Origin of the sequence: Salipiger pallidus, assembly GCF_014643635.1 — a bacterium.
Lineage (GTDB): Bacteria > Pseudomonadota > Alphaproteobacteria > Rhodobacterales > Rhodobacteraceae > Salipiger > Salipiger pallidus.
In genome coordinates, this window is record NZ_BMJV01000001.1 from 754,305 (window position 1) to 775,718 (window position 21,414).

Consider the following 21,414-nt stretch of genomic DNA (forward strand, 5'->3'; position numbering starts at 1 on the left):
CGAACCGCCCGCGCCTCAGACGCGGGGCGGGCCGGAATATCAGTTGCAGTACTGCGGGGTGACGTCGTCGCAGACGATGCCTGCGGTTGCGCCCACTGCTGCGCCGACGGTGCCGTCACCACCGGTTGCACGGTCCACGAGGTAGCCCGCGCCTGCGCCCATGCCGGCACGCGGCAGGTCCGACGTTTCGCAAGCTGCGACGGTGAACAGGCCGAGGACGGCGACGGTGCGGATGATGGTCTTACCCATGATGGAAACTCCCTGTGTTCCGTAAAAGCAATCGTGCTTACAACGACACCATTGGCGCGGAAGTTCCAAGGCAATTTAATAAACTTGGAATATGAGCCGGCAAGATACCGCCCGTGCCGCGCCGCAGCGGCAAGGCCTTGCCTGCCGGGGCGCACTATAACGCGGTGGAATGCGGGCAGGCCGACCGGGGACGCGGCAGCCCACCCGCAAGGGAGCGATCGGCCGGTAGCCGCGATACGGCCCACGGACGATACACAAAGCCTGCCCCGCCCCCGACGCCGGACCAAGCGCGGCAATGCCGCGAGGCCTGCATCGGCGCGCTCTCGCGCAGGAATGGCGGGGACAGGCCGGATCACGCCCAGTCCTCGTTCTCTTCGAAGGCTTCGGGGAAGCTGGCGCGGGCCACGTCCTCGTTGATGATCAGCAGCGCCTCGTAGCTTTCGGGATCGAACGGATCGTCGTAGGGCAGCACCTCTCGACCAAAGAGCCACGACAGGCGGCCCGAATCGAGGTTGCCCCGTTCGAACGGCTCCGTGCCGAAATGCGCCCAGAGCGAGGCCATGAAGGCCGTGTCGGCACGCTTATCCGGTGCCCGACGGTCGCGATAACGCTCGCGCTTGATCAGCGGCGTGGCGCCCTTGGGATTGGCCCGGCGGATGGTGAACTGGTAGTCGGAGCCTGGAAGACGGCCCGGGAAGCCTCGGTGCTTCAGCATACCGCGCCCTCCTGGTTGAAAAGCTGCGTGATGATGAAGGCCGATTCGAGGCCGGAGGGCTGAACGGGGCCGGTGGCCCGCGCGCTCAGCGCCATGCCGCACGCCGCGACATGAGCGCGGCGGCGGGTAACGTGGGCGGACCTTGCGGTCCGCCCGCCGTCATTACTTGTACTTGCCGGTGTAGGTCGGCTCGACGCTGATCGGCTCGGGGTCGACAACGACGAATTCTTCTTCCTGCTGGCCACCGCAAGCGGCGAGGCCGAAGAGGCCGAGCATTGCAAGCACTTTGATGCTCTTGGACATCTGTATCTCCTGTCAGGTTCCACGTAACCGACAAAGCCATGTGGCAGTGCCGGTCCTCGTTCCGAGGTAACGATTGCTTGGGCGCAATCAGCCCTCAACATAGCCCAAGTTTTCGGCGGGCAATATCTATCCCGCATCGCTTTTTGGCGGTGTGGCGGCAAAGCCTCAGTCGACCTCGCGGTTGAACTGTTTCTCGCAAAATATTGTGGATTCATCAGAAAGCTTCCCAGATGCAGCGGCCGTCCTCGAGGCTGTAAGCCTCGAAGTACTGCCGGATTCCGGGCGTTGTTTCGCCGAAAGCCACCGGTTGTTCCATCATCGAAATGACGATGCGCAGATCTTTTGCGTTCCCTGCCCCTGCGTCATGCACAATGGCCCGCGACTCGAGTCTCGGAGCGGCCACTTTCCGGCACAGCAGGTCCATGTCCGCGGCGACATCTTCATAGGGCAGCGGGGTGTCCCCGCCAATCTGCGGGGCGACGAAACGGAATCGCACGGTGCTGGTAGAACTGCCGTCCCTCGGCGCATCCTCGATCATGTCGTGGAAGATCACCGCGTGCCCAGAAGGCAGCGGCACGGGTGTCCCCGTCTCGGGCAGCACCCCGGCCCCGGCCAACAGAAGAGACAGCAGAAACGTCATGCGGACCACCTCGCCCAGCGCGCCCGGTTGGCGGGATCGTCGAGCACCTGGGCAATGCGCTCGGCATCGCGCGGCGTGGGGCGCGCGCCGTCAAGCTGACCGCCCGCACGCAAGGTGATGCCGTCCGGCCCGGAGCGCACAGCGACGCAGGGGCTGAAGCCGCGCAGATCCCGCAGCGCCCGCCACAGGTCCTGCCGGACCTGGTGGGCGAGCCGCGCGGGACGCGCCAGCGGCGGCAGGCGCGTCTGGACCGAAAGATCGAAGCGCGCAGGCCAGCGTCGGGCGAGCACAAGCTCACCACCGCTTTCATGCATATGCCAAGGCCTGCGCCCCATGCCCCCTCCTGTCCGCACCGATCAGAGCGGGATGTTGTCGTGCTTCTTCCACGGATTCGTCAGCTTCTTGTTGCGAAGCTGGGCGAAGGCGCGACTCACCCGCCGCCGGGTGGACCGGGGCTGGATCACCTCGTCGATGAAGCCGCGCTCCGCCGCCACGAACGGGTTGGCAAAGCGGGCCTCGTAATCCTGCGTATACTTGGCGATCTTGTCCGCATCCCCAAGGTCGGCGCGGTGAATGATCTCGGTTGCGCCCTTGGCGCCCATGACCGCGATCTCGGCGGTAGGCCAGGCGTAGTTCACGTCGCCGCGCAGGTGCTTGGAGCTCATCACGTCATAAGCACCGCCATAGGCCTTGCGGGTGATGACCGTGACCTTGGGCACCGTCGCCTCGCCATAGGCAAAGAGCAGTTTCGCGCCATGCTTGATGACGCCGCCGTATTCCTGGCTGGTGCCCGGCAGGAAGCCCGGCACGTCCACGAAGGTCAGCAGCGGGATCTCGAACGCATCGCAGAAGCGCACGAACCGCGCGGCCTTCTTCGAGCTGTCGATGTCGAGGCACCCGGCCAGAACCATCGGCTGGTTCGCCACGACGCCCACGGTCTGCCCCTCGAGACGGATGAAACCGGTGATGATGTTCTTGGCGTGCTCTTCCTGAATCTCGTAGAAATCACCCTCGTCGGCGACCTTCAGGATCAGCTCCTTCATGTCATAGGGCTGGTTGGCGTTCTCCGGGATGATCGTGTCGAGCGAGGTTTCCACCCGCGCCACATCGTCGAAGAAGGGCCGCACCGGGGGCTTCTCGCGGTTGCTCAGCGGCAGGTAATCCACCAGCCGGCGCACTTCGGCGAGCGCCTCCACGTCATTCTCGAAGGCGCCATCGGCGACCGAGGATTTCTTGGTGTGGGTGGACGCACCGCCCAGTTCCTCGGCGGTGACCACTTCGTTGGTGACGGTCTTGACCACGTCGGGGCCGGTCACGAACATGTAGGAGGTGTCCTTCACCATGAAGATGAAGTCGGTCATCGCGGGGGAATAGACCGCGCCGCCCGCGCAAGGCCCCATAATGACGGAAATCTGCGGGATCACGCCCGAGGCCATGATGTTGCGCTGGAAGATCTCGGCATAGCCGGCAAGGCTGTCGACGCCTTCCTGGATGCGCGCGCCGCCGCTGTCGTTAAGGCCGATGACCGGCGCGCCGTTCTGCATCGCCATGTCCATGACCTTGCAAATCTTCTGCGCGTGGGTGGCGGACACAGACCCGCCCAGCACGGTGAAATCCTGGGAGAAGACATAGACCATGCGGCCGTTGATGGTGCCCCAGCCGGTAATGACACCATCGCCATAGGGGCGGTTTTTCTCCATGCCGAAGTCGGTGCAGCGGTGGGCGACGAACATGTCGTATTCTTCGAAGCTGCCTTCATCGAGCAGCAGCTCGATGCGCTCGCGCGCGGTCAGCTTGCCCTTGGCATGCTGCGCGTCAATGCGTTTCTGACCACCGCCAAGCCGCGCGCCGCTGCGGCGCTCTTCGAGTTCGTGCAGGATATCTTTCATGGCCGTCCCCCTTGGATTTGACCAGACAATACAGAGGGCCACTTGCCACTCAAGTCAAATCGGGCAAATTTGCAAACCCTGCATATCGCCGATTTTGAAAATTGCGAATTCGCAAATTACCTGCATTTGCGCACAACCGAACCTGCGGGTTTCCTCGATGGACAAGGCCCGCTGCGCCGCCTACTCCTCGGGGCATGGAAAACCCGCCCCGCGTCCGGTTTCTTGACCGCAGCACCCCGCCACATATCGTCACACTCATCCTGCTGGCCGGAATTTCAGCACTGGCGATGAACGTGTTCCTGCCGTCCCTGCCCCGCATGACCGAGCACTTCGATACCGAATACCGGCTCATGCAGCTGTCGGTGGCAATCTACCTCGGGGTAAACGCGCTGTTGCAGGTGTTCATCGGCCCACTGTCGGACAAGCTGGGCCGCCGTCCGGTGATCCTTTGGGGCGTGGGGCTGTTCCTGGTGGCGACGCTGGGCTGCATCTTTGCGCCCGACATCACCCTATTCCTGGCCTTCCGCATGTGCCAGGCGGTGATCGTGTCGGCCATGGTGCTGAGCCGCGCGGTGGTGCGCGACATCGTCCCGCAGGATCAGGCGGCGTCGATGATCGGCTATGTCACCATGGGGGTCGCCGTGGTGCCCATGGTCGGCCCGGTGATCGGCGGCGTGCTGGACGAGGCGTTTGGCTGGCAATCCACCTTCTGGTTGCTCTTCGTGCTGGGCGCTGCGGTGTTCTGGCTCAGCTGGCGTGACCTTGGCGAGACATCAACCAGTTCCGGCCTCAGCATCGGCGCGCAGTTCCGCCAGTATCCCGAGCTGCTGCGCAGCCCCCGGTTCTGGGGCTACGCCCTGACCTGCGCCTTCACCTCGGGGGCGTTCTTCGCCTACCTCGGGGGCGCGCCCTTCGTTGGTTCCGAGGTCTTCGGCCTCGGGCCGGCGGTGCTGGGCTTTTTCTTCGGCGCGCCGGCGGTGGGCTACATGGTCGGCAACGGACTGTCGGGAAAGTTCTCGGTGCGGGTGGGGATCAACCAAATGATCCTCACGGGCTGCTGCATCAACGCCGGAGGGCTGACCCTTGCGCTGGTGCTGTTTTACATGGGCTTCCAGTCGGAATGGATCTTCTTCGGATCAATGACCTTCGTGGGTCTCGGCAACGGCATGACCATCCCCAACTCCACTGCGGGATCGCTGTCGGTGCGCCCTCACCTTGCGGGAACTGCCTCGGGGCTGTCGGGGGCCATCATGATCGGCGGTGGCGCGGCCCTGTCGGCACTGGCGGGCGCGCTGCTGAAACCCGGTACCGGCGCGTGGCCGCTACTGTGGCTGATGCTGATCACAGGGATCGCAGGGATGATCTCGATCCTTCTGGTGATCCGCCGCGAACGGCGCCTGTCCGGCCTCGGCTGAGTCCCCCGAACGACACAGGGCTGGACGGCGCGCGGAAAATTTGCAAATCACCCCTACCCGCCGCGCTAACCTGCAAACACGGGTGCTGACCGCTTTTCGGGGGAGACGGCAACCATGCCCACGCGCAAACTCTATGCCGGTGCCAAGCTGCGCGACCTTCGTGGCCGCCTTGGCATCACGCAAAAGGAATTCTCGGGCAAGCTGGGGATTTCGCTGCCCTACCTGAACCAGATGGAGAACAACAACCGCCCGGTCTCGACCACGGTGGTGCTGGCGCTGGCGCAGGAATTCGGCTTTGACGTGACCGAGCTGGGACAGGGCGATAGCGAACGGCTGGTGACGGACATGCGCGAGGCGCTGGCCGACCCGATCTTTGCAGAGGCCCCGCCGCTGGCGGACCTGCGGCTTACCGCCTCCAACGCCCCCGCCCTCGCCCGCGCCTTCCTCGAGCTGCACCGCGCCTACCGCCAAACCCACGAACGGCTCGCCTCGCTCGACGAGGCGCTGGGGCGCGAGGGCACCCAGATGCAGGCGTCGCCATGGGAGGAGGTGCGCGATTTCTTCCACTACTGCGACAACTACATCGACGCAGTGGACCGCGCCGCCGAACATTTCTCCACCGGTCTCGGCCCGGACCTGAGGGCGGGGCTGGTGTCGCGTCTGTCGGGTATGGGAATCTCGGTCACCTACGACAACGGCTCCACCCTGCGCGCCTGGGACAAGGAGGCGCGGCAGATCACCCTGTCGGCACTGGCGGCGCCCGAAACGCAGGTCTTCCAGCTGCTGGTGCAGGTGGCGCTGCTGCGACAGGACGAGCTTCTCGAGGCAACGCTGGATCTTGCGCGCTTCCAGTCGGACGCGGCGCGCAGCATCGCCAAGCTGGGGCTGGCCAACTACTTTGCCGGGGCAGCGATGATGCCCTACACGCGCTTTCTTGCCTCGGCGCAGGAAGTGCGCCACGATCTTGAGCTGCTGGCGACACGCTTCGGCGCTTCGATCGAACAGGTGGCGCACCGGCTGTCGACCCTGCAACGGCCCGGCGCCAAGGGTATCCCCTTCTTCTTTGCCCGGGTCGACCAGGCCGGTACGATCACCAAGCGCCACTCGGCCACGCGGCTGCAATTCGCCCGCTTCGGCGGCGCCTGCCCCCTGTGGAACGTGCACCGCGCCTTCGAGACCCCCGGCCATTTCCTGCGCCAGCTGGCCGAGACACCGGACGGCGTGCGCTACGTGCTGCTCGCTCGTGATGTCACCAAGCGCGGGGGGCATTTCGGGGCCCCGGTGCGGCGCTACGCCATGGCGGTGGGCTGCGAGGTACGACACGCGGGGGCGCTGGTCTACGCCGATGGGCTCGACCTCGGGCGCGACGGGGCGTTCGAGCCCATCGGCATCTCCTGCCGCATCTGCGAGCGCACGAATTGCCACCAGCGCTCTGTCCCGCCGCTGGAAAAGCGTCTCACCATCCCTGCTGACCGCCGTGACATCGTGCCCTACAGCCTCGACTGATCCCAAGACAGCGACGGAGGGGGCGCTGCCCCCGCCCGCCTGCGGCGACCTCCCCCGGGATATTTGAGGTCAAAGGAAACATGGGCCTTTGGATTTCCTTTGACCTCAAATATCCCCGCCGGAGGCAGGCGCGCCGGTTCTGCCCGCGCGGCGCTTGCGGCTTTCCGGTCGCGGGGGTAAAGCGGACCGGACGCATTCACGGACAACGGAGACCCAACCGATGTCGATCGACACCCAGACCGCCGCCAAGGTGGCCAAGCTCGCGCGGATCCGCGTGGAGCCCGAGCGCCTGCCCGAGCTGGCGCAGGAATTTTCCAACATCCTCGATTTCATCGAACAGCTCGGCGAGGTCGACGTTGACGGCGTGGAGCCCATGGTCTCCGTGACGCCCATGCGCCTCAAGCGCCGGGTCGACGGCGTGACCGACGGCAACCAGCAGGACAAGGTCCTCGCCAATGCCCCCGATGCCCGCGAAGGGTTCTTTGCCGTGCCGAAGGTGGTGGAATGAGCGATCTGAGCAAGATGAAAGTGGCCGAGGCGCGCGATGCGCTGCGCGCCGGAGATGTCACCAGCCTCGAGCTGACCGAGGCCTGCCTTTCGGCCATCGAGGGTGCGGGCGCACTTGGGGCCTTCGTACACAAGACGCCCGAGATCGCGCGCGCCCAGGCGGCTGCTGCCGATGCCCGGATCAAGGCCGGTGACGCGCCGTCGCTCTGCGGTATCCCGATGGGCATCAAGGACCTGTTCTGCACCAAGGGCGTGCCGAGCCAGTCCGCCAGCCGCATTCTCGAGGGCTTCAAGCCCGAGTACGAATCCACCGTCACCTCGCAGCTGTTCGACGCGGGCGCGGTGATGCTGGGCAAGCTCAACATGGACGAATTCGCCATGGGCTCGTCGAACGAGACCAGCACCTATGGCAACGCGGTCAACCCGTGGCGCCGCGATGGCGACGACACCGCGCTGACGCCCGGCGGCTCGTCTGGCGGCTCGGCCTCTGCCGTGGCGGCGGACCTGTGCCTTGCAGCAACCGGCACCGACACCGGCGGCTCGATCCGCCAGCCGGCGGCCTTCACCGGCATCACCGGCATCAAGCCGACCTACGGGCGCTGCTCGCGCTGGGGCATCGTGGCCTTCGCCAGCTCGCTCGACCAGGCCGGCCCGATGACCAAGGACGTGCGCGACGCCGCCATCCTGCTGCAGGCCATGTGCGGCCACGACCCCAAGGACAGCACCTCGGCAGACCTGCCGGTGCCGGACTTCGAGGCCATGCTGACCGGCGACATCCGCGGCAAGACGATCGGCATTCCCCGCGAATACCGCATGGACGGCATGTCCGCCGAGATCGACGCGCTGTGGACGCAAGGCGTCGACATGCTGCGCGACGCGGGCGCGAAGATCGTCGACATCTCGCTGCCACACACCAAATACGCGCTGCCCACCTATTACGTCATCGCCCCGGCCGAGGCGTCGTCGAACCTCGCCCGCTACGACGGGGTGCGCTATGGCCACCGCGCCACGCTCGCCTCTGGCGAGGGCATCAACGACATGTATGAAAAGACCCGCGCCGAGGGCTTCGGCCCCGAGGTGCAGCGCCGCGTCATGGTCGGCACCTACGTGCTGTCCGCCGGCTTCTACGACGCCTACTACAACAAGGCCCGCAAGGTCCGCACGCTCATCAAGAAGGACTTCGAGGATGCCTTCGCCGCAGGGGTCGACGCGATCCTGACGCCGGCGACCCCCTCGCCCGCCTTCGGTCTGGGCGAAATGAAAGACGCAGACCCGGTGCAGATGTATCTTAACGATGTGTTTACCGTCACGGTGAACCTTGCCGGGCTTCCGGGTGTTACGGTACCGACGGGGCTGGATTCGAAAGGCCTTCCGCTTGGGCTGCAGCTGATCGGCCGCCCGTGGGAAGAAGGCGATCTGCTGAACACCGCCTACGCACTGGAACAGGCGGCGGGCTTCGCGGCCAAGCCGGCGAAATGGTGGTAAATCCACCGGTCTGACAAGGAAGACGGACGATCATCATGAAGAAGCTCCTCCTTTGCGGCGCTGCCACTCTGACCATCGCAGCTTGCACCCATTCCGTGCCCGACAGCGGTGCAGGCGTGGGCTTTGGCGACTACGACAGCTACAACGCGCAGCAGGCCCAGCAAGCCCAGGGACAAGGCACGATGACCGTTCAGGCGCCGAGTGCCGTCACCAGCTCGACCCTCGACGGCACTCCCATCGAGGACGAGGCGGCGGCACGGGCCAGCGCCGCGAATTCCGGTCAGGCACCGGTGAACGCGTCGCCGTCGAACCCTGCCCCGCAGGTGGTCAGCAACTCTGCCGGCATCTCGAACGAGAACAGCTTCGAGGCGGTCAGCGCCGAGCGTGACATCCAGGCAGACGCGGCGCTCATTGCGCAGAACCGCAGCCAGTACCAGATCGTCACCCCGACCCAGCTGCCGCCCCGTCCGGGCAGCAGCCGGCCCAATATCGTGGCCTACGCCCTGCAGACCACGAACCCCGTGGGCGTGTCGCTCTACGAGCGCCGCGGTCGCTACGCGGGCCAGCGCCTGACCCCGGCATGCAACGAGTACAACTCGGCCGACCTTGCGCAGGAAGCTTTCCTCGAGAAGGGCGGACCCGAGCGGGACCGTGACAACCTAGACGCGGACGGCGACGGCTTTGCCTGCACCTGGAACCCCGCGCCCTTCCGTGCGGCCAGGGGCGGCTGACGCTGCTCTGGCACCCGTCAGACAACTTCGGCCCGCGCCGCCTCGGCGCGGTGCCAGATATGGTCGTGCTGCACTACACCGCGATGCCGGACGCGCGCGGGGTGCTCGATTGGCTATGTGATCCCGCGTCCAACGTTTCAGCCCACTACGTGATCGACCGTGACGGTACCTGCTGGCAGCTGGTGCGCGAGGACATGCGCGCCTGGCATGCCGGACTTGGCGCCTGGGGCCACGTGCCCGAGGTCAATTCCCGTTCCATCGGAATCGAGATCGTCAACACCGGCGCCGAGCCCTTCCCAGAACCGCAGATGGCGGCGCTTGAGCGTCTCATGCCCGGTATCATGGCGCGCTGGGACATCAGCCCCGCGCGGGTGATCGGTCATTCGGACCTGGCGGTGGGACGCAAGATCGACCCGGGTCGTAGGTTTGACTGGGCGCGGCTGGCCCGACGTGGGCTGGCAATCGCCGCACCGACACCGGCCCGGGACACCGACGCTGTTCCGGACCGCGCGGTCTTTCACGATGCGGCGCGACGCTTCGGCTATCATTTTGATGAGCAACAGCACGAGGCTCTGCTTCAAGCGGTGCGCGACCGTTTTCGCCCGGAAGGTCACGGACCGCTTGCTGCGCAAGACGTGGCAATCATGACGGCTCTGGCCAGCGTCTATCCCGCAGACACCGCCGCGGTGCCCGTCTGACTGGCCGCCACCGCAACGGAGCTCAGGTCAGGTAAGGGCTGGATCTTTGACGTCACGCATCCGCTCTTCCAGCAGGTACAGACCTCGTGGCTTGCGGACGCGATAACGCGTGATACGCTTGAGCTCGGGGTAATGATCCCAGTTCCACGATGAATAGCCGCCCCCGGTGACCCTGGCGACCTGTCGCGCGGTGTACCCGAAACCGTCTTCGCTCACCACTTCGGCGATGGTACCGGGAGGCAGGGGACAGCCCTTGCCGTCATGCAGCCTCCAGACGCTCCAGTCTTCGCTGATGTCGTGTCGCATTGCCCTCATCGAACCCCATGCCGAGAGGCGCGACTCTGCGGCTCTCTGACCATGGAGATTTAAGCAAAGCGAAAGAGCAATCAACCTATGCGGTTTCGAAACTGATCCAGGTAAACAGAAACAATCTGTTTCCAGGCTATCTGCAGTTTAGGCAGGCGCATTGTTGGCTAGGCTGGCCATCCGTGTCAGCACAGCCGACGCCGTCCCCGCGCTCATCCGGCCGGAATCGCCCAGGAGGAAAACAAGCCCGAAGCCCGGCACCAGCTCGCAGGCGATGCGTGTGCCCGAACTTGCAATCGACAGCGCTTCGACCGTGTCTTCCTGCCCTTGGCGTTCCAGCAGGTCATCGAGGTTGACCATCATGGAGCTCAGCACCTCTCCCAGCGCAGAAACGCGCGCCGGGCAGCCGCAAATGACCGAACAGATGTCATCCTGGATCACCCCCGAGCATGCACCCGCCGGGAGGATCTCCGTGGCACCGGCAAGATTTGCGAGGATCTCTGGCGTAACGACCGTACGGGAGGCGTTTTCTGCCCCCTGCCCTGCATCCTTGCGCTTGGCAGGCTGCGTGTCATTGGCGACGGTAGGTGAGGCGGAGGGCTTCGGTTTCAACCTTGTGACAGGCGCCTCGTTCCGTGCCTTCGCCTCGTGGTTCTCGGGCCGGGACTCGGAGGCCGCGGACGGCTCGGCGGGCTTGGAGAGTTCGGGGGCCGCATCGGCGGGAGCTCCGAGGTCGGCAGCGCGCGCGCTTGTGTCGGGCTCGGCGGGAGGCTCGCGCCGCGAGGTGGTATCGGCGCTCTTGCGGAAGGTGGCGAGATCCACCAGCTTCCGCCCCTCCTCCTCGGAAAGGGAACGCGGCTCAGGCTCGGTCAGCGGCACCCCGGCAAGGGTGCACAGCGATTTGCGGATGGCTTCGGCGCCGGATTCGGCCCAAGCCTCGTTGGACTGTGCAGCAGCGTCGATGACCGACTTGGCCCCCATCAGGAACCGGCAGTCACCGAAGATTCCGTCGGTTTCACGGCGCACCCGGCCCATCAGCTTGTCGCGATCCTCGATCGACCGCAGCTTGTCCCCGCGCGAGATCACGATCATCGTCTGCTTGGGCAGCGCATCTCCGAAGCGCTCCAGCATGGTCTTTTCGGTCAGGCGCCAGGCCTGTGAGGCGATGGTGACCCAGATCAGCATATCGATGTTGCGCATGCGCTCGATGTGCGAAGAATCGATCTCTTCGGCGGTGCTCAGCGGCACCTCGATGAACTCGAACCGGCGCAGCTCGGGGGCGTCCAACCACAACCTGATCTGCGATGCACCGCGCAGCGTCTCGGGATCGGCCCCGATATCAAGCTGCACCAGCGAACCGTCGGGGTATTCAGCCTCGATCCCCGGGCAGTCGCGTACGCCTGCCACGATGCGCGGACGCGTGGTCTGCCCCATGTTGTCAGGCAAATGCCGACCTCGGAACAAAGCGTTGAGTAGCGTCGATTTCCCACTGCTGACTTCACCGCAGATCGCGACCTGCAATGGGCGCGGCGCGGTCTTGGTCGCGGTGATGTTGCCATTCAGCGATTGACGCTGCATTCAAGGGTTCTCCTCAGGCGGCCTCGGCAAGATCAGCCCGCCGAAGCGCGCCGTCTATCGACCCATAATTCAAAAGCCTGCGTTCGAGAATATCCATCTGGCCTTGCAGCCTCTGCGCAATACTGCGTTGCAAATCAACATCATTTGCGACGCGCTCCATTTCGGCCTTGCTTTTCTTGAGGCGGTGTCGGCGTTCGGACAGACCCGCGTCGACCATCCGCAGCAACACTTGGAGCCGCGAGAGCCCGGCAGAGGCACGCTCCACCTGTGCCTCATTGAAGGCGGCGAGGATCTTTTCCACCGCCGGGCGCATTTCTGCGGCGGCGATGGTGCGCAATGCGGTGAGCGAAGCATCGATGTCGATGCTGGGGCGTTTCCAGAACGACCAGCCCCGGTCCGAGATCATGTCCACCCGCAGCGTGCGCCGCGACAGGGTCAGGGTCGAGGCGAAGCTGTCGTAGGGCAGCTGGTCCAGCGTCACGTTCTCGGCGATGTCGTCGAACATGTCCTCCAGAGTCTGGCGGCAGGCATGCAGGCAGTTGGTCAGTGCCACATCGGTTCCGGCACGGGACTTGTCGAAGGCCCGGCGAACATGGCCCTCGACCGTGGACTGAAGTTCGGAGACATCGAATTCGATCACTTTGTCCGACCCGTTGCGCATGCTGTCACGGAACATGCGCTCTTCGAGCAAAGGCTTCTGGTCGGTCACGAAGGTTTCGATGCCGGTCACCAGCTGGCCCTCGAGCTTGGACCAGGACTTGCTGATGACCTTGTCGATCTGCACCTCGGCCGCTTCGATATGTGACTGAAGCCTGTTGTGCAGCGCATCGATTCCATCGATTTCGGCCTGCAGTTCGTTGACAGCATCATGGGCGACATCGAAGCGCACGCTTTCGATCTGCAGCTGCAGCGAGTCGCGTTCACGCTTGGCAGCGAACTGGGCGCCGCTGATCTCGGCACGGATGTCCTCGCGCAGGCGGCGCAGGTAGCGCCCGCCATTACCGCCGTCGATCACCTCCGACAGGGTCGCTCGCAGCCGGTCCATGCCTGATGCCAGCGCCAGCCGGTCGTCACGGTGCGACGGCACGGTGCCGATGGTGGCGCGCAGGTAAGCGGCCAGTTCCTCGGTGTCGAGCCGGGCGCGCGCCGCCTCGGCACGCTCGTCCTCACGCAATACGAGGTCGGCCATGTAGGCGCTGCCAGCAGTGATGCGGAACTCGATGTCCGGGATCGCCTGCCGCAGGCGGGTGGACACGTCGGCCATGACCCGCGGCACCTCGGAGGCGTAATCGTCAAGCTCGTCGATGCGGTTGACGAAGATCACCACTTCCTTGCCGTCCTGTTCCGCGAGGATGCGGATCAGGGCAATGTCCACGTCGGTCAGCGGCTGGTGCGCCGACAGGACCATGACGAAAACGTCCGACTTGTCGAGGCTGCGGCAGGTGAACTCGTCCCGCACCAGGAACGGATCGTTTACGCCGGGGGTGTCGGTGATGATCGTCGGCACCTCGAAGCCCGGCACCTTCATGTAGACATTCGCCACCTTGGTCAGTGACGCGTAGCGGCCGAGCGCATCACGGCCAAGCCCGTCGTCCGAACCGGGACCGGCACAGACATAGCGCTTGAGCATGTCGGGCGTGAGGTAGTCGTAATCATGATGGCTGCCAAGCAGCGTGTGATAGTGCTTTCCCAGGCGGCGCTGCGCCCGGTCACGCATCTCGTCGCTCTGTCGGCGCAGCAGGTCGGTGTCGAAGCCCGGCAGCAGCTTTTCGGTAAGCTCGCGGATCTTCGAACCGCCGTTGACGATCTCGTCCCAGTCCTGTTCCTCGAAGAACTCGAATCGGGCGCCGGACAGCGGATCACCGGGCACGTTGATGCGGATGTTCGTCACCACCGAGGTCCACGGATTGACATCCGACGGCAGGAAATCATGCTGGTGCAACAAGGCGTTGACGAAAGTCGACTTGCCGGCCTTCACCTGCCCGATCACGGCCACCCGTGCCGCCCAGGCATCGACCTTGGTCTTGAGATCGCGGAACGTGTCTCGGGTCTCACGACCGCCGACCTTTACAAGCGTGTCGAGAGTTTCTGCGAGGAAGTCCAGTTCCTTGCGCTGGTTCGGAGCGATCTTCATTTTTGTCTCCCGATGGAGGCTTGGCCCGTGGCCTGCAACAGCCTGGCAATTTCATCCCGGTCCGTCTCGGATCTCGCGGGCAGCGTATCGTCTCGTGCGGCAGCGGAAGCGGAGGCGGCAGCCTCAACGGCCAGCTGATGGTCGAGCAGGTCGATGAAGCGCTCGATACGATTGAGGATCTGACCCGTGTTCACGAGGCCCGCGCTGCCTCCCAGTTCGCGCCAGAGCGCCCGGGCGCGCCCCATACCCGGCGCAAGCGGCGGCGGTGCGACCGGCGCGCTCATGGCGCAGGCCGGGGCCGCCGGGGTGGCAGCGGGTGCCGTCCGGGGCGCAGCCTTCGGTGCGGGCGTGGGTGCGGCCGAAGCCTTGGTCGCGGGCTTGGAGTCCGCCACAGGCTTGGCATCGGCAGAGGCGCCAGACGCCGCGGCGTGCCGCTGCAGGCGCATCAGGTCGCGCGCCGCCGGAACGGACACCCGGCGTGGCGCGGGCTTCGATGTCCCGTCCGCCTGCGCCGCAGCCTGACGGCGCGCCGCGATGGCGACGGCCCGCCGGACCTGCGGCGCGTCGACGCCTGGCAGTGTGGGCAGCGTGGGCACCAGATCACGCAGATGCGACAGCACCCGAGCAACGTCACGATCACTGAGGGTCGAGCCCAGCAGGATGCTGGAAAAGAACGGCTTTGCCTCGCGGGTGACACGCCGCATCACGCGTTCGACCGAACGCTGGTCCTGAAGGCGGTCGGCATGGGTGACCAGCAGGGTGGCATTGTCGCGCAGCACCTGCGGCATGTCCTGCCACACGGCTTTCTCGCTCTGCCGCCAGGCCTGGGTGGCGTTGGTGCACCACACGACGGCGTCGGCGTAATCCACCATGCGCTGCCATGTTTCGGGTGGGATGTTGGGGTCGGAATTTCCGGGCGTGTCGATGATCTCGAAACTGTCGAGGATCGGCGCACCATGGGCCACCACACCGAAGGCGGTGGTCGCGAGATCGAAGGCCTCGATGCCGTCCACCTCGCGTTCGGTGCCGTCATGGGCGATGGCCACGCGCAGCCCCGAGCCGGACACCAGCCAGATCGGCGGCAGTGCCGTGGAGACCACGTTCGACGGCAGCACCGCCTCGCCCAGCAGGCCCGAGATCAGTTGCGTCTTGCCCGAGCTGAATTCACCCGCCACGAGGATGCGTGGCAGGCGCGCAGGGCGCGGTGCGGCAGGGCGGCGGGCGGCGCGGTTGGCGTCTGTCATGCGATCAGCCTCCGGGGTTCGTCGGAGCCGTCACGGTCTCCGGTCATATCATGGGCGCAGTCGAGCACCGCGCGGGCAAAGGCGCCCTGATCCATGGCAAAAGTTTCGATGACCTCGCGGGTGGCCTGCACCGCCGGGTCGAAAACCTGGGTCAGAAGGTCGTCGATCAGCGGTGCGATCTCGGCCTCGATGAGCGCGCGATAGCGCTTTGCGGCGGCCTTGCGGTGTCCGAATTTCCAGAAGCGGCGCCACCACGGCCCCTCGAGATCGAGGCTGAGCGTGCGCGCCAGCACCGTCGGCGCCTTGTGCTGCGGCTGTTCGGGGAAATCGACGCTGCCGCTGTCACGGGTGACGCCCAGATCATCGTGAAAGATATCATCCATACCGTCCATCACCATGTCCAGCCCCGCTTCTCCCTCACGGCGCAGGCGCACCGTGGCCGAGGTGAAGGCCGCCTTCATCGCCATGCGCAGCGAGCTGGGGTCATGCTTCCACGAGCTGAATTCACCGTAGAGGTTGATATGGGCCTGCAACGCCTCGATTGCGGATTCCACAAAGGTTTCCTGCCCGCGCTCCAGCCGTTCCCGCAACTGACCGCGAACCACGGCGGCGCGTTCGTCAAAGGCCTCGAGCGCGGCCTCGCGCACCTCGGCCACGCTCAGCGAGAGCTCACGAGAGCCAAAGCCTTCCCGGATGTTGGTGGTGCCATCCTGCGCCGCGATGTTTTCGACCGTCTCGCTCATCTCGATGATGGCGTCGATGTCCGAACGCACGTCGGCCAGCAGCGCACGGCACGGCCCGTCGACGACGCGCGCGGCGATGGCACGGTGCAGCGCCGGCACCCCCGATGCGTCCATGGCCGCAAGGCGCATGCCCTCTTCGGTGTCGAGATGCTTGCCCTTGGCCATCCGCCCCAGGGCAGCAGCGCTGGCGGGGCCGAGAGTGAACTCACCGGGGCTGAGCGCCGCATTGGCCCAGGCTCCGCTGCCGAACAGGATCTCCACGTCCTGCGCAAGGCCCATGCGCCCGAGAGTGCGGCGGATCGAGACCTCGATGCGCTCGGCCTCGCCCAGCGGATCGGCCAGCTCGTCCATCCGGTTCACGAAAATCAGCACCTCGCGCGCCTCGACGCTGCAGATGATGCGCAGCAAGGCCAGGTCCATGGTCGACAACGCCTGGTGCGCGGACAGCACGACAACGCAGACCCGGCTGTCGGAAATGGCGTTGAGCGTGATCTGCTCGCGCATCATGAAGGTGTCGTTGACCCCGGGCGTGTCGCGCAGGCAAAGCCCGCGCGGCAACCCGGGCAGGTCGATATAAAGATCCGCAGCCTTGGTGACATCGGCGAACACACCGTCGCTGGCGCCTGCGTCCAGCTCGTCAGGATCACCGTAGCAGACGTAGCGGTCGATCACGTCCTTGTCGATTTCCGGGAAGGCGTGGCTGGTGCCCAGCAGCTCATCGAAGGCGTCACCAAGGCGCTCTTCGGTGGTCTGGCGCATCTCGTTGACCTGCGCGCGCACTTCCTTGGCCTCTCCGGAAAAACCGGCGCGCGCGGCCATTTCGCCCAGCCGGCCACCGGTCGCCACGAGCCGGTCCCATTCATGCGCATCGAAAAAGCGGAACAGCGCGCGGGTGTGCGGCGGCCTCTGGCGGCTGTTCACATGGATCCCGGTGATCACCGAGGTCCAGGGATTGACGTCAGACGGCAGCAGGTCGGTTTCACCGATCAGCGCATTCAGCAGCGTACTCTTGCCCGACTTGACCTGTCCGATGATGCTGACCTGCGGCTCGAACGACCGGATCTTTTCGAGAACCCGGTCGACGGGCTCCTCGACAAAATCGAGCCCGACCTCCGCGTAGTCCTCGACGGAGTGTTCCATCTTGTCGAGCGTATCCCAGAAGGCGTTCAGTTCCTCGAAGCCTTCACGGTGTTTCAGTCGGACAGGGTTGGCAGGAGCCATGACGTCTCGCTTTGTCGCTTGCGGGTTCACTGGGTACGGTACGGCCTCCCCGCACACCGGATGACACCGGCGTGCCGGGCTGGCAAATTGGGATCAGACCTTGAGCGTGCCTTCGACGCTTTTCACCTTGAGGCGCGCCATACCGAGGTTGGACGAGCCGCGATCAAGCGCGACATAGACGAACACTGCAGGGTTGTGGGCCAGCGGGCGGATTAGGTGCATCTGCTTGCCGAGGGTAATGAGGATATCCTCGATTCCGTCGTCAAGACCCAGCGCCTTCATGGCTGCCGACTTGGCCCGCACCACTTCGGTATTGTAGGCGCCGGCTGCCTCCAGGTCGAAGGGGGTGTTGCTGGTCTGGCTGGCAAGCATCAGGCCGGTGTCGGAATCGACGAGGCATGCGCCGATAAAGCCGGACAGTTCCTTGAGTTCGGAGAGGTTGGTGGACATTGGGGAAAGCCTTATTCGTGTATTTTCTGTTAAGCTCTTTTCCTAGGCTCATATGGTCAAAATGGGATGCGTTAGCGAAACATTAGGGCCTTTTGCCTCCCAATTGCGGCGGTATCGCCACAATTCAAAGGACATCGACCCCATTGTTCTGACTGGAATTTTTCGGGGAAGACCGCTTACATACCAACGATATTAAGCGTTTGCGCACCTGCAGCCCCGGTTTTGCAAGTCGTTTTCGCCGCAAAGCCGCCCATCAGGTTAATGCTGCGTAAGCACCGCATCGTTCCTTTACTGGCAACAGGGCCGCATTACTGTTTCCGGTGATTCACAGAATGAAGCAAATGCGGAGATCTTCCATGAACATCATCTGGCTTGGCCACGGCTCCTTCCGGCTCGAGATCGAGGATCAGGTCTTGCTGATCGACCCCTGGCTTGAGGGTAATCCCATGATGCCCAACGATCGACAGGCCGAAGCGCTCGAGGGCGCGACGCACTTCCTGATGACCCATGGCCACTTCGACCACGTCACCGGCGTGGCCGAGCTGGCCGCGAAACACGATCTCCCGGTGTCGGGCATGTTCGAACTCATCAACCTGCTCGAGGCGCAAGGAGCGCCGGCGGGCCATGCCTTCAACAAGGGCGGCACGATTGCGCTCGGGGGTGTCGAGGTGTCGCTGGTGCCCGCTTCGCACAGCGCGGGCATGAAGGTTGGCGACCGGGCGGTTTATGCCGGGACGGAATGCGGCCTTGTCATCCGCGGCGATGGGCATTGCATCTACTTCTCGGGCGACACCACGCTGATGGCCGACATGGCGTGGATCGGGGATTACTACAAACCCGACATCGGCATGCTTTGCGCGGGCGGCTATTACACCATGGACATGAAGATGGCGGCCTACGCGGCGAAGACATACTTCGACTTCAAGACCGTCATCCCCATGCATTACCGCACCTTCCCTGCGCTGGAGCAATCCGCCGAGGATCTCGCCGCTGGCCTGCCCGGCGTGACGGTGATCGAGCCGCAGGTGCTTGAGCCGATCAAGATCTGATCCCCCCGCGCCGCCGCCTTTCGCTTGGCGGCGGCGCACCCTATAGTCCGCATCAGGGCATCGCAGCCATGCCCCGCAGACCGGCAGGCAAGGCGATGATCGAAACCGCAGGCGGACAGCCGCCCTTCAACGTGATGATCGTTGGACAGTCCGGGCGGCTGCAATACGAAGCACTGATCTTTGCCATCTCCATGGCGCAGGCATGCGGAAAGGCTGGGGCCCGATCAGGCGCCTCCGTTGGCGGACAAGCAGGCAGACAGATCCCCCCGCGCCTCTTCGTGGCCGAACCTCAGCCCGGCCCCCTCTGGCCCGGCGATCCGCGCATCACCGATGGTGCGGTGCTGGAGCTTCTGGCCGAGCACGGCGCGACAATCCTGCCCTTCGAGAGCCGCCATTTTGGCGCCGCCTACCCTTATGGCAACAAGATCGAGGCGCTGGCCGCCCTGCCCGAGGGCGAGCCGTTCGTGTTCTTCGACACCGACACGCTGGTGCTGGACGACCTCGCGCGCGTGCCCTTCGACTTCGCCCGCCCCACCGCCTCTCTGCGCCGCGAAGGGACATGGCCGCTGGTGGAGCTTTACGGCCCGACGATGACGCAGACATGGCGCGCGCTCTATGACCGCTTCGCGCTAGACTTTGACAGCTCGCTCGATACGGCATGGCCCGACGGCTACTGGCAGCGCTATCTCTATTTCAACGCTGGATTTTTCTTCTACCGCTGCCCGCGCATCTTCGGTCAGCGGTTCCTCGACTACGCCCTGACCATCCGCGACGACGCTCCCGAAGAGCTGGTGTGCCAAAGCCTTGATCCATGGCTCGATCAGGTGGCACTGCCCCTGGTGATCCATTCGCTGGGCGGTGGGCGCAGCACCCTGCCCGAGGGCGTGCTGGATGGGCAGGTCACCTGCCATTATCGCACCCTGCCCTTGCTGTATGCCCGCGAGGACGACCATGTCATCCGGGTTCTTGAAGAGTTGGCCGCGCCCAACCGCATCAAGACGGTGCTTAAGCAGTACGATCCCATCAAGCGCATGGTCTACCAGGGCCGTGGCCAGAAGGCCCGCGCCCTGTTCGACCGCGAGGATCTGCCGCGCCGCGAGCAGGGCTTTCGCAACCGGTTGAAACGCGAAGGCTTATGGATGCGCTGACTACGGCGCCAGATGCCCACGTTTGCGTCACACGCCCGGCAAGGCGCTTCCCAAGTCGTTCCCTCTTTGCTACCATTCGCGCAAGATCCGGACAAATCCGGACAACCTGAGGCAGTCGCCGGAGCAGTCCGGCCAAAAACGCCGGACCACCCGGCGACCAGAGAGCGGTGATCCCATGACGGAAATGGTTTACGGCACGGCCCCCGTGCGCGAGGGCGAACCCGTATTGCCCAAATGGTGGCGTACGGTCGATCGCTGGGCGTTGTCCTGCATCCTGATGCTGTTTGGCGTGGGCATCCTGCTGGGCCTCGCCGCTTCCCCCCCCTTGGCGGAACGCAACGGGCTGGCGCATTTCCACTACGTGCAGCGACAGGCGTTCTTCGGCGCGCTGGCGCTGACTGTGATGCTGTTTACCTCCACGCTCAGCCCCACGGTGGTGCGCCGCATCGCGGTCATCGCCTTTGCCGGGGCATTTCTTGCGCTGCTTGGCTTGCCGTTCCTCGGCACGGATTTCGGCAAGGGCGCGGTGCGCTGGTATTCACTCGGCTTCGCCTCGGTGCAGCCGTCGGAATTCCTCAAGCCGGTCTTCGTCGTGGTCGCTGCGTGGATGATGGCCGCCAGCCAAGAGATCGGAGGCCCCCCGGGCAAGCTCTGGTCCTTCGGCCTTACGGTGACCATCGTGCTGATCCTCGCCCTGCAACCGGACTTCGGACAGGCCTGCCTCGTGCTCTTCGGCTGGGGTGTGATGTGGTTCGTCGCGGGCGCGCCGATGATGCTGCTGGTAGGGCTTGCGGGCCTCGTGGTGATGGGCGGCATGGTCGCCTACAACGGCTCCGAGCACTTCGCCCGCCGCATTGACGGCTTCCTCACCCCGGAGGTCGATCCCCGCACCCAGCTGGGCTATGCCACCAACGCCATCCAGGAAGGCGGCTTCTTCGGCGTGGGCGTCGGTGAAGGCCAGGTGAAATGGTCCCTGCCGGACGCGCATACTGACTTCATCATCGCCGTCGCGGCCGAGGAATACGGCCTCATCCTCGTGCTTGTGATCATCGCACTTTACACCGTGGTGGTGGTGCGGTCCTTCCTGCGCCTGATGCGCGAGCGCGATCCCTTCATCCGGCTTGCGGGCACCGGCCTTGCGGCGATGTTCGGCGTGCAGGCGATGATCAACATGGGCGTTGCCGTGCGCCTGCTGCCCGCCAAGGGCATGACCCTGCCCTTCGTGAGCTACGGCGGCTCGTCGCTGATCGCCGGCGGGCTGGCGGTGGGCATGCTGCTGGCGCTGACCCGCAGCCGTCCGCAAGGCGAGATCGGCGAGATCCTGCGCGCCCGAGGCCGCTGAGCCGACGCGCGGGGCGGCAGGGCTTTCGCCCCTGCCCCGCCTGCGTTAACAGGCGCCGGAT

General features: G+C 65.0%; 21 protein-coding genes. 9 read left to right on the forward strand and 12 right to left on the reverse strand.

Features of this window, described 5'->3' with window-relative positions:
• Window positions 1-39: 39 nt before the first annotated feature.
• From IEX41_RS03715 to IEX41_RS03740, 6 genes are all read right to left on the reverse strand, one after another.
• The gene (locus IEX41_RS03715; RefSeq protein WP_188788855.1) at window positions 40-249 is read right to left on the reverse strand and encodes a hypothetical protein; all 210 of its coding nucleotides are present in this window, start codon (window positions 247-249) and stop codon (window positions 40-42) included.
• A 352-nt stretch (window positions 250-601) separates the two neighbouring features.
• Window positions 602-964 carry a hypothetical protein gene (locus IEX41_RS03720; RefSeq protein WP_188788856.1) on the reverse strand — a complete coding sequence of 121 codons (363 nt, stop codon included), beginning with the start codon at window positions 962-964 and terminating at the stop codon, window positions 602-604.
• A 162-nt stretch (window positions 965-1,126) separates the two neighbouring features.
• Window positions 1,127-1,267, reverse strand: coding sequence for a hypothetical protein (locus IEX41_RS03725; protein ID WP_188788857.1), 141 nt, complete (start codon window positions 1,265-1,267; stop codon window positions 1,127-1,129).
• A gap of 214 nt (window positions 1,268-1,481) precedes the next feature.
• On the reverse strand, window positions 1,482-1,907 hold the full coding sequence (locus IEX41_RS03730; protein WP_188788858.1) for a DUF6497 family protein: 426 nt from the start codon (window positions 1,905-1,907) through the stop codon (window positions 1,482-1,484).
• Entirely contained in the window at window positions 1,904-2,242 is a 339-nt protein-coding gene (locus tag IEX41_RS03735) for a hypothetical protein (RefSeq protein WP_188788859.1), read from the reverse strand. The genes IEX41_RS03730 and IEX41_RS03735 overlap by 4 nt, the downstream gene beginning before the upstream one ends.
• A gap of 21 nt (window positions 2,243-2,263) precedes the next feature.
• Window positions 2,264-3,796 carry an acyl-CoA carboxylase subunit beta gene (locus tag IEX41_RS03740; protein WP_188788860.1) on the reverse strand — a complete coding sequence of 511 codons (1,533 nt, stop codon included), beginning with the start codon at window positions 3,794-3,796 and terminating at the stop codon, window positions 2,264-2,266.
• A 194-nt stretch (window positions 3,797-3,990) separates the two neighbouring features.
• On the opposite strand from IEX41_RS03740, the gene IEX41_RS03745 reads away from it, so the two are divergent.
• From IEX41_RS03745 to IEX41_RS03770, 6 genes are all read left to right on the forward strand, one after another.
• Window positions 3,991-5,211: a multidrug effflux MFS transporter gene (locus tag IEX41_RS03745; RefSeq protein ID WP_188788861.1), complete on the forward strand. Its 1,221-nt coding sequence runs from the start codon at window positions 3,991-3,993 to the stop codon at window positions 5,209-5,211.
• A gap of 114 nt (window positions 5,212-5,325) precedes the next feature.
• On the forward strand, window positions 5,326-6,717 hold the full coding sequence (locus IEX41_RS03750) for a helix-turn-helix domain-containing protein (RefSeq protein ID WP_188788862.1): 1,392 nt from the start codon (window positions 5,326-5,328) through the stop codon (window positions 6,715-6,717).
• Between the two features lie 220 nt (window positions 6,718-6,937).
• Complete coding sequence (gatC, locus tag IEX41_RS03755) at window positions 6,938-7,225, forward strand: Asp-tRNA(Asn)/Glu-tRNA(Gln) amidotransferase subunit GatC (protein WP_188788863.1); 288 nt, start codon at window positions 6,938-6,940, stop codon at window positions 7,223-7,225.
• Window positions 7,222-8,709 (forward strand): Asp-tRNA(Asn)/Glu-tRNA(Gln) amidotransferase subunit GatA, encoded by a 1,488-nt coding sequence (gene gatA / locus IEX41_RS03760; RefSeq protein ID WP_188788864.1) that lies wholly within the window; start codon window positions 7,222-7,224, stop codon window positions 8,707-8,709. The genes gatC and gatA overlap by 4 nt, the downstream gene beginning before the upstream one ends.
• Window positions 8,710-8,744: 35 nt before the next feature.
• Window positions 8,745-9,440, forward strand: a complete 696-nt coding sequence (locus IEX41_RS03765; RefSeq protein WP_188788865.1) for a hypothetical protein — start codon at window positions 8,745-8,747, stop codon at window positions 9,438-9,440.
• Window positions 9,401-10,138 carry an N-acetylmuramoyl-L-alanine amidase gene (locus IEX41_RS03770; protein ID WP_505952485.1) on the forward strand — a complete coding sequence of 246 codons (738 nt, stop codon included), beginning with the start codon at window positions 9,401-9,403 and terminating at the stop codon, window positions 10,136-10,138. Before IEX41_RS03765 ends, IEX41_RS03770 begins: the two co-directional genes overlap by 40 nt.
• A gap of 27 nt (window positions 10,139-10,165) precedes the next feature.
• Here the strand turns inward: IEX41_RS03770 and IEX41_RS03775 are convergent, their stop codons facing one another.
• The 6 genes from IEX41_RS03775 to IEX41_RS03800 form a co-directional block, all read right to left on the reverse strand.
• The gene (locus IEX41_RS03775; protein WP_188788867.1) at window positions 10,166-10,444 is read right to left on the reverse strand and encodes a hypothetical protein; all 279 of its coding nucleotides are present in this window, start codon (window positions 10,442-10,444) and stop codon (window positions 10,166-10,168) included.
• 147 nt (window positions 10,445-10,591) lie between these two features.
• The gene (locus IEX41_RS03780) at window positions 10,592-12,022 is read right to left on the reverse strand and encodes a dynamin family protein (protein WP_188788868.1); all 1,431 of its coding nucleotides are present in this window, start codon (window positions 12,020-12,022) and stop codon (window positions 10,592-10,594) included.
• Between the two features lie 13 nt (window positions 12,023-12,035).
• Window positions 12,036-14,156, reverse strand: coding sequence for a dynamin family protein (locus IEX41_RS03785; protein WP_188788869.1), 2,121 nt, complete (start codon window positions 14,154-14,156; stop codon window positions 12,036-12,038).
• Window positions 14,153-15,400, reverse strand: a complete 1,248-nt coding sequence (locus IEX41_RS03790; RefSeq protein ID WP_188788870.1) for a P-loop NTPase family protein — start codon at window positions 15,398-15,400, stop codon at window positions 14,153-14,155. Before IEX41_RS03790 ends, IEX41_RS03785 begins: the two co-directional genes overlap by 4 nt.
• Window positions 15,397-17,364, reverse strand: coding sequence for a dynamin family protein (locus IEX41_RS03795; protein WP_188788871.1), 1,968 nt, complete (start codon window positions 17,362-17,364; stop codon window positions 15,397-15,399). The genes IEX41_RS03790 and IEX41_RS03795 overlap by 4 nt, the downstream gene beginning before the upstream one ends.
• A 93-nt stretch (window positions 17,365-17,457) precedes the next feature.
• The gene (locus tag IEX41_RS03800; RefSeq protein ID WP_188788872.1) at window positions 17,458-17,814 is read right to left on the reverse strand and encodes a hypothetical protein; all 357 of its coding nucleotides are present in this window, start codon (window positions 17,812-17,814) and stop codon (window positions 17,458-17,460) included.
• Between the two features lie 356 nt (window positions 17,815-18,170).
• On the opposite strand from IEX41_RS03800, the gene IEX41_RS03805 reads away from it, so the two are divergent.
• The 3 genes from IEX41_RS03805 to ftsW all read left to right on the forward strand — a co-directional run bounded on the left by IEX41_RS03805 (window position 18,171) and on the right by ftsW (window position 21,353).
• On the forward strand, window positions 18,171-18,863 hold the full coding sequence (locus tag IEX41_RS03805) for a metal-dependent hydrolase (protein ID WP_188788873.1): 693 nt from the start codon (window positions 18,171-18,173) through the stop codon (window positions 18,861-18,863).
• Window positions 18,864-18,931: 68 nt separating this feature from the next.
• Window positions 18,932-20,011 (forward strand): GT-B fold glycosyltransferase domain-containing protein, encoded by a 1,080-nt coding sequence (locus tag IEX41_RS03810; protein ID WP_229672912.1) that lies wholly within the window; start codon window positions 18,932-18,934, stop codon window positions 20,009-20,011.
• Window positions 20,012-20,186: 175 nt separating this feature from the next.
• On the forward strand, window positions 20,187-21,353 hold the full coding sequence (gene ftsW, locus IEX41_RS03815; protein ID WP_188788874.1) for a putative lipid II flippase FtsW: 1,167 nt from the start codon (window positions 20,187-20,189) through the stop codon (window positions 21,351-21,353).
• The last annotated feature ends 61 nt before the right edge of the window (window positions 21,354-21,414 follow it).